Below are 14,485 nucleotides of genomic sequence, written 5' to 3' on the forward strand. Positions count from 1 at the left end.
AAAACATTCCAAAACACTGTCGTAGTTTGAAACAGTGTTCAATCGATACGAAAGGAAGGATATCCAATGGCTCAAGTTGTAGAAAGTTTGGAAACAGAAGGTTCGGAACAGGAGCAATTTAGTTATGTCGTACATGGCGCCATCATTTCCTGTGAAAATGGTAGCCATCTCAATTATTTAAATTTGCCGCAAGATCATGGCGTTTATATTAAAGAGAAAGCCGTTATGAATGTAGGGGATCGAAACCCAGAAAACATTCCAACCTTTGGTGTTTGCCTAAAGTTAGAAAAACCGTGTACACCAACATGCTCTATTGATTGGATGGAAGGGATGGAAAATGTCAATATCGAGGGGAAGCAAGCGTTATTAAGCCGCTGCCATACCCAATGCTCAGCAGGTGGAGGCAAAATCGAAATTATTCATGACGGGCAAGAGGAATTAGAAATACCGATACAAGGTTTTTAAAAGACGAGGTTGATGGAAAGGAGGTAAGTAATGAAATCGCTAGAAGAAAAGGAAGTACACATGATTAGTACGTATGAGGATCTTGTGCTCGAATGGAATTATCCGCTTATTCATTTAGATAAATTAACTATTAAACATAAGGGCAATGACCATGCGAGATTGTACTTTACGGGAATGATCGCTGAAGAGCAAGCGCAAAAGTATATTCAGCGGGTTAATCATACTGATGAAGTAGTTGTGAAATTTGGACGAGACAGTGCTGTATTGTTCTCAGGAAGAATAGAAAACGCGGAGTTGCAGGCAGCCCAAGGGGTGCACTATGTCTCCGTTGAGGCTGTATCATTTACAGCAAATATGGATATTGCGAAGCGCTCACGTTCTTTTCAAGATGCCAATATGACGTATGTGCAATTAATAAATAACATCGTGAAAGCCTATCCTAATGGGGATTACATCGACCAAGCTTCTAACGGTCAAGCCATTGGTAGTATTGCGATTCAATACTTAGAAACAGATTGGGAATTTATTAAAAGAATGGCCTCCCGTTTGCACGCCGTTGTTTTTCCTGATTTAAAAGGAAAAGGTGCTCGATTTTGGCTCGGTACACCCCAAAGTAGGAAAAGCATAACGATCGACCATCTGCCTTCTATAGTACGTATGGACGTCGATGCGTATCGGCTGATTACAGAAAACGATGGGACGGATGTGAGTGAAGCCGATTATACTTTTTGTGAGTTTGAAAGCACGGAACCCCATGAGTTGGGCACGTTGGTGCAATTCAAGGGAAGTTCCTATGTCGTAACGGCTAGGGAAACCCTTCTTGATGGGGGTGTGCTGAAGTTTCAATATACTGCCCAACCAGAGAAAAGTATTCGTCAGCGATTAGTACGCAATTTAGATCTCATTGGTGCAGCGTTTACAGGAAAGATCATTGATGTTACGCAAAACACCGTTAAAATTCATTTAGATATAGATAAGAGCCAGGATCAAGGAAAAGCACATTGGTTTGCCTATTCTGCAGATGCCAATGGCGTTATGTATTTAATGCCCCAAATAGGTGCACGTGCCCAATTACATTTTCCAAGTGCGGTTGAAGAAGAAGCAATCGTTATCAGCTCGGTGCGTGTTAATCCAGCCACACCAGAGGGTGGACAAAAGCAGACGAAGAAAATGGCGGACACTACTGTTAAATCATTGGCGACCAATGTTGGGAAAGATGTGACATTAGGCGTTGGTGATATTACCTTTAGTGCAGTAGATGGCGTATTGGACTTAAAGATGGATGATGGAGATGGCGTAACATTTCAAAGTAACAGTACCATCATGCTAGCGGCCGATGAAACACTCGAAATAAGTGGAATGAAAGAGCTAGCTGTAGAGGCGGAAGAATGGATCGCGATATCAGCGAAGGAACAAAGTCACGTGATTATGGCCGCTGACACCCAATTAATTAGTACGCTCATTGATCAAGAAGGTATAGAAAAGCAGAGTCAACCACCGAAGTTAAATGAAGAAGCCATCGAAGCTATGAGTAAAGTTGACTTAATTTTCCCGCAAAAGGCAGAAGAGAAGAAAGAGAAGAAAGGCTGGTTTAGTAGTTTATTAGATGGAGTAAGTACAGCGCTAGATATCGCTGGGTTTATTCCTGTCATCGGTACATTTGCAGATATTGCGAATGCAGGAATTAGCTTGGCAAGAGGGAATTACATGGATGCAGCCATGAACTTAGTAGGTGCGGTCCCGTTAGTTGGTGATGCCGCCAAAGCTGCCTACAAGGTCAAAAAAGGGGCAAAACTCTTAGATAAAGCTGGTGATGTTGCAAAAGGAGCAGATAAGGTAATAGATGCTTCAAAAGCTGTAGCAAAAGGGATGAAGGCAGCTTATCCGAAAATATCTAAAACGTTAGATGCAGTAAAGGGACTAGCGGAACTAGCCAACAAAGGATCTAAGGCCGTGAAGACAGCAGCAGATAAAGTCATCTCATCGATGGATGAATTGCTCGCTGTGTCGAAGGCAGTAGACGGAATGAAAGCTGTGGCAAAAGCCGGGCTAACGAAATTTAATCATGGGGTCTTAAAGAAATTTAATTGTACACAAGGGTTAAGTAAAAAATTCTGTAAAAGAGGATTTGAGCCTGTTGATTTAATTACAGGGCGTATGATTTATGAAGGCATCGACTTTGAACTACCTGGACCGATCCCCCTTTCATGGGAACGCGCTTGGTACAGTGATAGTAGTCGCATTGGCTTAACAGGTCATGGTATGCACTTTACATACGATCTAGCCTTAGAGATTTTTGAAGAAGATGACCTGATTGGGATTGTAGTAACGGATGGTCGCGCAGTAGGATTTCCAATTTTACCAATAAACTTGCCGTATTTTAACAAACGAGAAAGAATGACTTTAACCAATACAGGCGAGGAGTATCATCTGTTTGAGCATGATACACGATTGATTTATGTATTTGAACAAACAACAAAGACGAAATACCGATTAAAAGAAGTAAGAAATGAGCAAGCCCATCATATTCAATTTGCGTATAACCTTAAAGGCTTCCTATCTCAAGTAACGGACAGTGTGGGAAGAGTGCTTGAGGTTACTTCTAATGAAGCAGGCAGAATGACAGAAGTCGCATTACGCAACCAAATGAGTCGTGAAGTCTTAGTCCGCTATGATTACAATGATGGACAAGATTTAATCGAAATCCAAGATGCGTTAGGACAAAGTACGCATATTAAATATGTGAATCACTTAATGATGCAAAAAACAGATCGTAATAAAAATAGCTTCTTCTGGCGCTACGATGGTCCAACTACAGGTGCACGAGTCATCAAAACATGGGGAGATGGCAATGTCCTTGCAGGGGAGCTTGCATATCACGATGGCTATAATGAAATTACGGATAGCTTAGGCCATAATAGTTATTATTATTTTAATGAAGATAATCTCTGTACGAAAATTGTTCATCCAGATGGTAGTGAAGTTAGCTATGAATATAATGGGGACTTTGAATTGCTGCAAGAAGTAGATGAAGATGGTCGTGTGACGGCTTATAGCTTTGATGAGTGGGCAAATCCAGTGACGATTAATCTTGCAGATGGCAGTACCTTCTCCTCTCAGTATGATGAGAGGGATAGGCTGATTCAGGCTGTTAACGCAGAGGGGGGAAGTCGTCAATGGATCTATAATGAAGACAGTACATTACAGGCAAATGTTTTAGAAGATGGCACAAAGACTGAATTTTCCTATAATGAGAAATGTTTAATCGAAACGGTGACAAATACGCAAGGCCATATGGTAAGCTTAGCTTATGATGCTGATTTGAACTTAAGTCGAGTGACATTGCCAGACGGGACGAGTTCAACCTGGACATATGACCGTCGTGGGAATTGTACAGCAACGACAAATCCCTTGGGGGCAACAGAGAAATTCCATTACGATAATTTGAATCGCCTTGTACGAGCAAATCTTTCAGATGGTAACGACGTTCAATTAAAGTACGATGCCTATGAAGATATTGTTTTTGCGAAAGATAACCATACGCAAGTAGCCTTTGATTACACCATTCTTGGCAGTTTGGTGTCTCGAGAACAAGGTGGGAAGAAAGTACAATTCACCTATGATACAGAGGAGCAGTTAACCGCTGTCATCAATGAAAAAGGCGAAGCGTATCAGTTTGAACGTGATGAAAAAGGGAATATCATCAAGGAAATCGGCTTTGATGAGATAGAAAGAACGTATGAGCGAAGTCTAGCAGGATTGGTTCAGCGAATTCAACGTCCAGGTAATCGTTGGACAGCGTACCAGCATGATGGTCTAGGGAATATTATTCGAGCTGATTATTATGATGACACTTGGGAAACGTTTGGTTATGACAAGAATGGCTTGTTAATGGAGACTGAGAATGAGCATGTGACCGTAAAGCTGGAACGAGACCCGTCAGGGCAAGTGATTAAGGAGTGGCAGAATGACCATTGGATTGCTAGTAGTTATGATGAATTAGGCAACCGTTCACAGATTACGAGTAGCTTAGGTGCCAAAATTGATGTTGCTCATAATGAAATGGGTAATGTGTCGCAAATCACGGCTTCTCGCTTAGAGCAAAAAAACTGGACAGCATCAATGCAATATAATGAACTTGGTCAAGAGATTGAAAGAATATTACCAGGGGATGTCATTAGCAAATGGCAGTATGATACGACGGGGAGACCAACACACCACCGAATAAGTAGTCAAAATCGTGACACACGAAGACGCGTTTATAATTGGGACGTCAATCATCGATTACGAAGCATGATGAACGAGTTAACGGGTGTAAAAGTTACTTATGGTTATGATGAAATCAGTAACCTAGTTTGGTCCAATCAAGGCGGTCAATTTGATTTCTTACACCGCAGTGTTGACGATGTCGGGAATTTGTATGAAACAAAAGAAAAGACAGACCGTGTCTATGGTGCCGGAAGCAGATTGCTTGAAACGAGAGAGGCAACCTTCTCTTATGATGATGAAGGTAATCTGATTCAGAAAACTGAGAAGAATGGTGATACGTGGAAATTCGAATATAATGGCAATGGCATGATGTCGAAAGTTGTATGCTATTCACAGAACCAATCAGTTTTAAAAGAAGTTACTTTTAAATACGACTCATTAGGCAGACGAATAGAAAAGCGTTCCGATGAAAAAACAACGAGATTTGTCTGGGATGGTAATACGATTCTGCATGAGTATTCTTTCCAGAATAATTCAGGTAAACTAGAGAACCTAGTTGAGAGTTCTTCACAAAGCAAATTCGAAATTCCAGATAATCTGGTCACATGGGTATTTAATGATGGGTTCATACCATCAGCTAAAATTACAAATGAAGGTAACTTTAGTATCATAACAGATTACCTAGGTACTCCAGTTGAAGCTTACAACGAAATTGGAGACAAAGTCTGGTCAGCAGAGCTTGATATTTATGGTAGAGTTAAAGAGTTTACAGGAGAAAAGGATTTTATACCGTTTAGGTTTCAAGGACAATTTGAAGATATAGAAACAGGATTATATTATAATAGATTTAGGTATTATTCACCTCAAATGGGGATTTATATACAAATAGACCCGATTGGCTTGGCTGGCGGTATGGCTCTTTACAGCTATGTGAAAGATACAAATAGCTGGATAGATGTGCTAGGTTTGCATGGGAATTCACTTACTAACACAGCTAATAGTGCTCTATATCAAATAGATATAAACGGAAAAACATTCAAATATGGAATTGGAAATGAAAATCAAAATCGGGTAACTAAAAACCCAATTAAAGTAGTATCACCAAACGGTACTACAAATGTAATCCCTAAAGGTACATCAACTCGTTTAGCAAGCCAACTAAGAAAAGCATATTCCAATTTCGATGATGTAAAATTTAGTCAAGAACATTTTAGGAATATAACAACTGCAGAAATGCGTAGATTAGAAACTGATAAAATCACAGCACATTTAGATAAGCATGGAAAAGTTCCTGCTGGAAATTTAGGACATAAACACCTTGGTCCTGTTGATGATTATCTGAATGGTGTGAACGATTTAAAGAAGCTAAAAATGAAAAACAATACTCCATGCTCAAAAATATGAGTGAGTAACCCTATTTACAGAAAGGAAAAAAATATGACATATAAAATTAGTAGGCTTTTTAGCCATGAGCCGAATGAACTGCTCGCTAGACCAAGGGTATCGTATAAAATTAGTGAGTATGTTTTCGATTATATAAGAGAAAACATTCTCATTCCCAATAAACTTTTGAAGGATGATAAAATTGATTATAGTTTCACACTTAGTTTTGTAGTATTCGACTCAGAGTTACATAAATTTTTTTATGAAACTCCGTTTAATACAGAAGAAAATAAATTTCGACCAGATACAAAACCCAAAATAATTAATGGGGTAAAGGAAGTTTCTATTAGAGTTGTTTCTAAGAAAATATCTGCGATAATACTTCCATCAGATTATGCAGATATAGTCTATGATATGTTCGGTTCTTTTTTAGTGGCTAGTTTTTCAAAAAAAGTAACTAAGGAAAAACTGGATGAGTTGAAAAAGGGGTTAAACTATACTTATATCAATAGTATTCCCTTTCCCGCACCCTTTGAAGAACAAAAGTATAATGCCGATAGCAGTAGTTATCACAAATCAGTAGATTTTAAAGCTATTACAGAGGAAATAATAATAAAGGATGTTTACAAAAAGCACTTTGGTTTTTGATTATCTGGTATTCTCCCCATGAAGTTGACAGATGAAATAAAGTAACTAGGATATATTTTTTCAATTCCAAAGTTATCTCCTAATAAGGATTCCATGCTTGTATTTCGTCTAGTTATCAAACAAAGAGTTGATGAAGTTCCAAATGAATTAAAAAAGGAAATAATAAATGTAATGAGGAAATTTCTTGAGAAAGAAAATATAGTTGTAGCTACTCACAATCGATTTCTTGAATTTTATCGAGCAATTGAGCAATAGTACAGAAGATTTAAAACATGATTGTACAAATAAAAATGAATTGAAAAAGTAAGAAAGTAGATTAGGTTAAAATTATCTTTAAAAAACACACATAAACGAAGGCATAGAAGCCTGCTTTATGTGTGTTTTTGTTAGAAATGGAATTGTTTTATCCTTTCCATTTTATCCTTTCCATTTTGTCCTTGCTATGATGTCTAAGCAACAAAATGATGATGATGTTAGAGGTAGAATAGGTGGTAATCCTCCAAAATTGATTGAAGACCAAATACCTGATGATTACAGGTTTTATGCAACTCTAGTTCACCCAGAAAAAGAGGATATTATGCTTTCTATTATTATGCATAAGAATTTTGATACTTTATTGGAAAATAATGTTTATCCTTCAATTGAAGTAAGGGTTATAGAGCATAAATACTCCGAAATTGGAAGCAATACTGATAAAAGTATTTTAGATTTAGGTATGAACTCAATAAGCGATTATTCGGAAAATCATGGGAATAATTTTTTGTTTATTAAAGTTTTGGGAGAACCACGTCTTATTCAACCCAAAAGTTATTATTATGAAGAGTTGGAAAATGATAATTATTCCTTTTTTCTGCAAATAGAGGAAGAAGGCTATAGTGATAATATGGATTATGTGTTTATGTACGGTGCATTATATCTATATAGGCATAATGAAACAGGAGAGGTCATTGCTGGTTTCTTGCAATGCTCTTGAAAAACCTAGCTATTAGAGTGTAAAATGCGCACCTGCCGGTTACTTTATTCCAATGCGATTGTGCAAATTGAGTAAAGTAACCCTTTTTTCATTGATTGTGTGATTTTTGGCAAAGACCATTGTATTTTCTTCAGGAGAAATAGCTGAAAACATCCATTATTGAAAACCTTGTCATGGGTTTATGATGACAAGATTTTTACGCCTTCCGCTAAAATAATGGGTACAGACAACTATAGTATTGTTAGTGACTATCTAGGAACGCCTTTAGAAGCCTTTAATGAAGCTGGAGTTAAAAAATGGTCAATTGAACTCGATATTTATGAAAGAGTAAAGGAACAATCTGTATGAAACGAAAGAAAAAAAGAAAAACGAAGAGGAGCTGTCAACCCACAGCCCCTAAGTATTTTTATGTGATTTATTGAGAAGTCAGTTGATTGTCACCTAACCTTGCATTTTTAGATTCCTTTTTAATACCTAAATAAGTGAATGACCTCCAAACATATTCAAGTGGCCCGAAGCGGAATTTGGATAACCAAAGCTTACTAAAAATTACTTGGAAAATAAAAATGACAATGGCGATGATGATGGCTGTCGTTAAGTGGAGTTTTCCGTATACGCCAAATGCAAATGGTCCAAATAACAATGTACAAATGATAGATTGGCCGATATAGTTTGTGAATGCCATTTTTCCAGGGAACGCTAACCACTGTAAAGCTTTCTTTCCTTTCACCGTGTGATAAATAAAGATCAAGCTAATAGCATAAAAGATGGTTAGGAGTGGTGAGCTAATATATTGAACAGCAGAAAAGTTTTCTGAAAAGAAAGGTATGATCCAGCACAATGTTCCACCAAAAATAAATGTAAGCAACCACGTAATGAAAAAGCCTTTTCGATATTCTTCAAAACGGTGAAGCCATTTTTTCTTCGCAACAGCTGCTCCGAATAAGAACATTAGTAAGTACGGAAGATTTGTAAATAAATAAAGTATAGGGTTGCCTAGAGAAAGAACATATAATCCATTACGCATTGTATAATAAGTTCTTTCCATAAAATTAGCATTCATTAATTCTTGAATACTTCCATTTTGATGGGCATCTATCGTAAATTGCATAAGCTGACGACTTTCCTCTGACATTGTCATTGACATCATCGTAGAATCGGAGGATAGAGCTCCTAACGTAAATAATCCAAAATATAAGCTATATAAAGTTACGCTAATGATTAACATAACATTAGGTTTTAACTTATGCATGAAAAGGAGTAATAACCCTAAGATTGCATAATCTGTTAAAATATCTCCGAACCAAATGAAATAAGCATGGATACAACCAAAAATAAAGAGCGCAATAAGTCGTCTAAAATAAATTCCCCAGAAGTTTAGTTGCTTTGCGGCTGCTCTTTCCTGCATAATGACCATTCCAAAACCGAACAACATAGAGAACAGCATGACAAATTTTCCATCGACAAACATAGTAATAATAGTATGAACGGTATAATCGGCTTGATTCCAAAAAGAAGTCCATTCATTTTTAAAACTTAGATCTTCCTGCATATAGGCCGGATAAAGGAACCAAACAATATTGGCTAATATGATTCCTAATAATGCGAACCCCCTCAATACATCAAGTGTTTCAATCCGCTCTTTGGCAGAGATGGGTGAAAGCTTTTGCTTCATATAATCATCCTTTTCCTTGTTATTTTGTTCTTTCAACAAATGGCTATTGTTGAAAAAACCTTTGTTAATGAAACTATAAATAATAAATATCAAGATTTTATAAGGAAATTTAAGGTATTGTAATTTATAAATCGAAAAGTTGGGGAGAGAAATTTAGGAATTTTAGGTAATTTCCTAAAAAGCCGTTTCCCTTCACTAAAGATATTTATAAAACATTGGCATATTCCAACTTTACTATTTGAATGGTAAAAAATTTACAATAGCGTTATAACGAAGTATTGCGAAAATTAGTACATTATGTGAAAATGCTGCGTAATCTATCATTTTTCAGCAATTAATAGAAAATATTGTTGAATGTATGTAAAATAATGGTACAATGAAATTGTAGTTACATTAATAGTTATTAATTCCTTGGAAAAGAATTAGTAAGAGAAGTTTGAATATAATCAATACTTTAAATAATGTAACTGTGTGTAAAAGGTATAAAAAACTAATGAAATGAGGAGATTTTATGATTAAAATGATTCAATTTTTAGAGCAAAATCCGTCGATGGTAACTTTGTTAAAAGAAAAAAAAGCTTCTCTAGTTGGTGTTACTGAGCTTGAGCAGAAGGCAATTTTAGACTCGTTTGATGAAGAGCTGCGCCCAGAGTGGGGTCTTTGGAACTGAGTTTTTTTAAAAATAATTGGTTTTGTAGTGCTATAAGTATCTATTTAATAATAGGTGTCTATTTATTATTTATTACTTATGGCACTTCTTTTTTAGGCATAAAAATAAAACAAGAAGACGGGCATTGGATTGTTACAGATTCATATTATAAAGATTGGGCAAGGAAGCAAAAAATATCGCCTGGAGATATTGTGCTAAAAATAGATGGAAGCTCTATTAATGATATTCAGATCATACAATATGATTTTATTATTCGTTCAGCAAAGGATTTAACAATTTTGAAACCTAATGGTGATGAAGTACATGTACAAATAAAAGCATTCGATATTCCCCAACAATTTTATTATGTATTCGTTGTACCTACTGTATATTATTTCCTATCGTTAATACTTTCTATATATTTGCATATTAAACAGAAGGAAACACCGCTATTAAATCTATTAATTCTATTTATCTTAACAGTGTCATTAGCATATGTAAGTATAGGTGCGTCTGGGATATTAAATAATGTAGGGATCATTGTAAATCGTAGTAGTATGTTGCTATGTCCTGTACTTTTAATACATTTTTTAAGGCTTTATTTTGATTTTTTAAAGATAAAATGGTTGTTTATAAAAAACATAAAGATACTATATATACTCCCTCTTTCGGTAGTATTTTTAAGCATTTATGGTATTAGAAATAACGCCATTCATGTTGTCCTTTCATATGTAATCTTAGGAGCATTTTTCTTATTACTTAGTATCATCCTTTGGATTATGATTTCGGGGTATTTTAAATATAAAGTACCACAATTAAAAATATTATTGAGCAGTATAATCATTCCGTTTATACCTTTTCTTTTTCTATACGCGTTACCAGAAGTTATCTTTCATAAACAAATACTCTCTGCAGATATTTGTTCCCTCTTTTTAGTAATAATACCTTTCAGCTTTATATGTACACAGCTCACTGAACGTATATTTGACATGGAATACTTTATTACCCGTTTACGCTATTACTTTAATTTTTCATTTGTTTTTACGATTTGGTTATTAGTAGGTCTGTATGTAATTACAGATTTGTCTATTTCAAGAATGGCGGAATTATTCTTTTTTGCCTTCTTATCATTAATAGCACTTTTCTATATTAAAGAGAAAATAGATTATCATAAGCGAAAAATTCTTTTTTCAACAAAGGGGGATTATATCCATCGATTGTATACGACAGTTGATAGTATTGGTAGGGTCGTGAAGATTGAAGATTTGCTGGATAAATTTGTTCAAGAAATTGCTTTACACCTTGAGATTAAACATGTTTACGTATTAACCTATGATTTGCAAACACATCAAGTTACTTCCACAAGTACATCAAAAGAATATACTCAAAATCAAATGGACGAAATATTACTTGAGAATCTCCGCATGGGGGATGTAAAGAAAACGGAGCATTTTTATATAGCTTTTATCCACCAAGATGTAAATTATAAAAGAATACTAGTCGTAGACCATAATAAATCGATTTATTTAAAGGATGAGGAGTTATTATGGCTTGAATTATTACTTTTATATGTAAATAATTTTATTGAAAATACGAAAATGGTGGAAGATCTATTAGATCAGTTGAAGCATATGAAAGAGGCTGATAAAAGTCAGCTACCATGGCTCAATAAGCTTCTTTGGCTACGCTTTGAACAAGAAAAATATCAATTAGCGCAAGAGCTTCATGATACGGTTTTACAAGAGCAGTTACATATTGCTCGAGAAATGGATGTATGTATTCATGCGAAGAGGACAACAGATATTCAGGTGAACCTTACTAAGATTCATGATCATATGATTGCATCGTTGAATGATTTAAGAGGCTACTGTGAAAATTTGAAGCCACCATTATTAGATACACTAGGCTTAAATGCTGCGCTTGAAAAGCTTATTCAAAAAGTTCATAAACGTGCGGATTTTGATTTAGTTTACACAATAGATCGTCTCTATTTAGAAGATGAGCGTTTAAACTTAATGATTTATCGGCTTTTTCAAGAGTTGTTAAACAATGCATTAAAACATTCGTATGCCAATACTGTCGAAATTCATTTGATAGAAACAGAAGATGGCTTTGAAATTATTTATTCAGACGATGGTGTAGGATGCAAAATGGATGGCATCATTGTTTCTGATTCAATGGGAATCAGGGGGATGCAAGAGAGGGTACAGGCTTTTAATGGTCAGTTTTCTATCAATACCAATGTAGGAGAAGGAATGTCCATTCGAATTAAAATAAATGAAGGAAATCATACGCATTCCTATGACTACGATACTTATAATAGAAGGTCAACGCTTACTAGAGGATAATATATGAATAGAAAGAAAGATATGAACGATTTTAACACCTCCTAATCTTCTCGTAGAAATTACAGTACGAGTTGGATTGGGAGGTTTTTCATTGAAGTATAAAGAAATCGCAACAAAATGAAGGAAGGGTTTCTACAAAACAACTTCAAAATATGAGGATTTGGCAACTTATCAGGTAAAAAATTTAAAGTATGATTATTTATTCTAGTAAGGAGAGAAACGCACATGCTATTAGAAGAACGGTTAAATAATTGGGTAGATTCTTTTAATCGAAACGGGTATTTGAATGGTACTTTATTAATTGCATCTAATGGGAATATTCTTTTAAACAGAGGGTTTGGTATGGCGAATTGGGAGCATAGCATCCGAAATGTACCAACAACTAAATTTCGTATAGGGTCACTTACGAAAGCATTTACAGCGATGGCTATATTTCAATTGCATGAAAAGCGAAAATTGAATATAGATGATGGCGTAGGAAAATGCAAGATTATTTAAGTAGATAAATAATAATGTTCACAGTGCCTATATGTGTTGACGAAATCACAAAGGAGAAGAGTGATGATAGATATTTTAAAGCTTTTTGTTGCCTTAGCTTCGGGTTACCTTTTAGGTAGCCTAAATACTGCAGTGATTGTAGGGAAAATATACCGAAAGGACATAAGAAGTCATGGTAGCAAAAATGCTGGGCTTACTAATACTCTAAGAGTACTAGGTAAAACTGCAGCAGGAATTGTTCTTGCGGGAGATATATTAAAAGGAATAATTGCTTGTATTATAGGCCTTTACCTTAGCGTTTACTTTTATTCGGGTGAGGCTAGAGATTGCGTTAGTCTTTTAGCGGCAGGCGCAGGAGCTGTTATAGGGCATAACTGGCCGGTATATTTTAATTTTAAAGGAGGCAAGGGAGCGCTTACGGCAGTTGCCGTGCTATTTATGGTTGACTGGATTATGGGGCTTTTTTGCCTTGTCATTTTTGTGATAATAGTAGCTTTAACACGTTATGTTTCTTTAGGAACGGTATGTGCAACATTGCTCGCAGCGATTTTTTCATTTATTCCTATTTTGGGGCATACCTTTTATTTTAATATATTTACTTCCCTAATGGCGTTTATTGTTATTTTCAAGCATATGGAAAATATACAAAGGCTACTTTCAAAAACCGAAAGTAAACTTCGTTTTTGATTCTGTATGACCTCATAATATTAAAATAGTTATCCATTTGAAACAGGAGGCCTTCTCATGAAAACAAACAAAGCACATATCCTCTCTGACAAAGGCGAAGTTTACGTTAACATTGGAGCAATATTCCGCAATCCAAGAACAAATGAAACAGCAAAATCTTGAAGGTGATGTGCTGTCGCTCTTTAAATTCATAAAAGATGGGATAGAAGGTCGGGAGTATGCAAAGTTTATATTTACCAAAAGCCTATCCGAAGCGCTTGAAATGGTCATGCAATTGGGAGTTAAGTACGGCTTTACACAAGAGGAAATGGCATTTATGGACATTTCGGCTATAGAGCGCCTGTATTCTGGCACCGAAGATGTAAAATTTTTGTTAGAAAAGTCAATAGGCGAAGGGCGTAAAAAGTACGAGCAAACTGTGACATTCGCCTTGCCTTTGCTTATCCTTAACCCAAGCGATATCTCCGATGGCGATTATGTGGCACCCTGAACGGGAAACTCAATTTAACAAAGATGAAGTATACTTTTTCACCCATTTTTTTAAAACAGAGATACTGCTAATCTTATATTTAGCGAGAATCTCCAGTAAAGTTAACCTTTCTTGAAGATAATCTTCTACCGCCGCTAACTTTAATTCTTTGGAATACCTCATCCAAGAAGTTGCTTCGGTAAGTCCCTCTACACCGTGCGCTTCGTATTTAATCTTCCAAATTTGAATAGTTCGCTTATTTACTAAGAATTTTCCACATAATTCTCTGTTAGAATAATAGCCTTCTTTTAATAATTGAAGAACGTTTAATTTCATTTCAATCGTATATTAACTTCGAGCCATAAAAAAACTCCCCTTAGATAAACGAGGGCACTGAAAAACTTACGTTTTCATAAAAGCGAACCTTTCTCAGATAAAAATAAGGCACTTCTTGTTCGATTTTGAACAGGAAGCGCCTTAT

The 14,485-nt window shown here is 35.7% G+C and carries 12 protein-coding genes; 10 read left to right on the forward strand and 2 right to left on the reverse strand.

The features are described from left to right. The first annotated feature begins 66 nt into the window (after window positions 1-66). The 5 genes from ACIQZA_RS07835 (at window position 67) to ACIQZA_RS07855 (ending at window position 8,026) form a co-directional block, all read left to right on the forward strand. On the forward strand, window positions 67-465 hold the full coding sequence (locus ACIQZA_RS07835) for a DUF4280 domain-containing protein (RefSeq protein WP_402880756.1): 399 nt from the start codon (window positions 67-69) through the stop codon (window positions 463-465). Between the two features lie 30 nt (window positions 466-495). After that, the gene (locus ACIQZA_RS07840) at window positions 496-6,078 is read left to right on the forward strand and encodes an RHS repeat-associated core domain-containing protein (RefSeq protein WP_402880754.1); all 5,583 of its coding nucleotides are present in this window, start codon (window positions 496-498) and stop codon (window positions 6,076-6,078) included. Window positions 6,079-6,111: 33 nt separating this feature from the next. Next, window positions 6,112-6,705, forward strand: a complete 594-nt coding sequence (locus ACIQZA_RS07845; protein WP_400936210.1) for a hypothetical protein — start codon at window positions 6,112-6,114, stop codon at window positions 6,703-6,705. Window positions 6,706-7,078: 373 nt separating this feature from the next. Further along, window positions 7,079-7,678: a hypothetical protein gene (locus ACIQZA_RS07850; protein ID WP_400936208.1), complete on the forward strand. Its 600-nt coding sequence runs from the start codon at window positions 7,079-7,081 to the stop codon at window positions 7,676-7,678. 159 nt (window positions 7,679-7,837) lie between these two features. Continuing rightward, a complete protein-coding gene (locus tag ACIQZA_RS07855) occupies window positions 7,838-8,026 on the forward strand; it encodes a hypothetical protein (RefSeq protein ID WP_400936206.1) in 189 nt (62 codons plus the stop codon). 67 nt (window positions 8,027-8,093) lie between these two features. On the opposite strand, the gene ACIQZA_RS07860 is transcribed toward ACIQZA_RS07855, so the two are convergent. Continuing rightward, window positions 8,094-9,353, reverse strand: a complete 1,260-nt coding sequence (locus ACIQZA_RS07860) for a DUF418 domain-containing protein (protein WP_400936204.1) — start codon at window positions 9,351-9,353, stop codon at window positions 8,094-8,096. Between the two features lie 511 nt (window positions 9,354-9,864). Here ACIQZA_RS07860 and comX point away from each other — a divergent pair. The 5 genes from comX to ACIQZA_RS07885 all read left to right on the forward strand — a co-directional run bounded on the left by comX (window position 9,865) and on the right by ACIQZA_RS07885 (window position 14,025). Further along, window positions 9,865-10,023 (forward strand): competence pheromone ComX, encoded by a 159-nt coding sequence (gene comX, locus ACIQZA_RS07865; protein WP_323655034.1) that lies wholly within the window; start codon window positions 9,865-9,867, stop codon window positions 10,021-10,023. Continuing rightward, window positions 10,005-12,350, forward strand: a complete 2,346-nt coding sequence (locus ACIQZA_RS07870; RefSeq protein ID WP_403009873.1) for an ATP-binding protein — start codon at window positions 10,005-10,007, stop codon at window positions 12,348-12,350. The genes comX and ACIQZA_RS07870 overlap by 19 nt, the downstream gene beginning before the upstream one ends. Window positions 12,351-12,575: 225 nt before the next feature. Continuing rightward, the gene (locus ACIQZA_RS07875; protein ID WP_400936202.1) at window positions 12,576-12,848 is read left to right on the forward strand and encodes a serine hydrolase; all 273 of its coding nucleotides are present in this window, start codon (window positions 12,576-12,578) and stop codon (window positions 12,846-12,848) included. Window positions 12,849-12,911: 63 nt separating this feature from the next. Beyond that, a complete protein-coding gene (gene plsY / locus ACIQZA_RS07880) occupies window positions 12,912-13,535 on the forward strand; it encodes a glycerol-3-phosphate 1-O-acyltransferase PlsY (RefSeq protein WP_402880750.1) in 624 nt (207 codons plus the stop codon). Window positions 13,536-13,677: 142 nt separating this feature from the next. Continuing rightward, on the forward strand, window positions 13,678-14,025 hold the full coding sequence (locus ACIQZA_RS07885; protein ID WP_400936199.1) for a hypothetical protein: 348 nt from the start codon (window positions 13,678-13,680) through the stop codon (window positions 14,023-14,025). 9 nt (window positions 14,026-14,034) lie between these two features. Here the strand turns inward: ACIQZA_RS07885 and ACIQZA_RS07890 are convergent, their stop codons facing one another. After that, window positions 14,035-14,340, reverse strand: a complete 306-nt coding sequence (locus ACIQZA_RS07890) for a helix-turn-helix domain-containing protein (protein WP_400936197.1) — start codon at window positions 14,338-14,340, stop codon at window positions 14,035-14,037. Window positions 14,341-14,485 lie beyond the last annotated feature (145 nt).

The sequence above is a fragment of the Lysinibacillus sp. NPDC096382 genome, assembly GCF_044762845.1.
Lineage (GTDB): Bacteria > Bacillota > Bacilli > Bacillales_A > Planococcaceae > Lysinibacillus.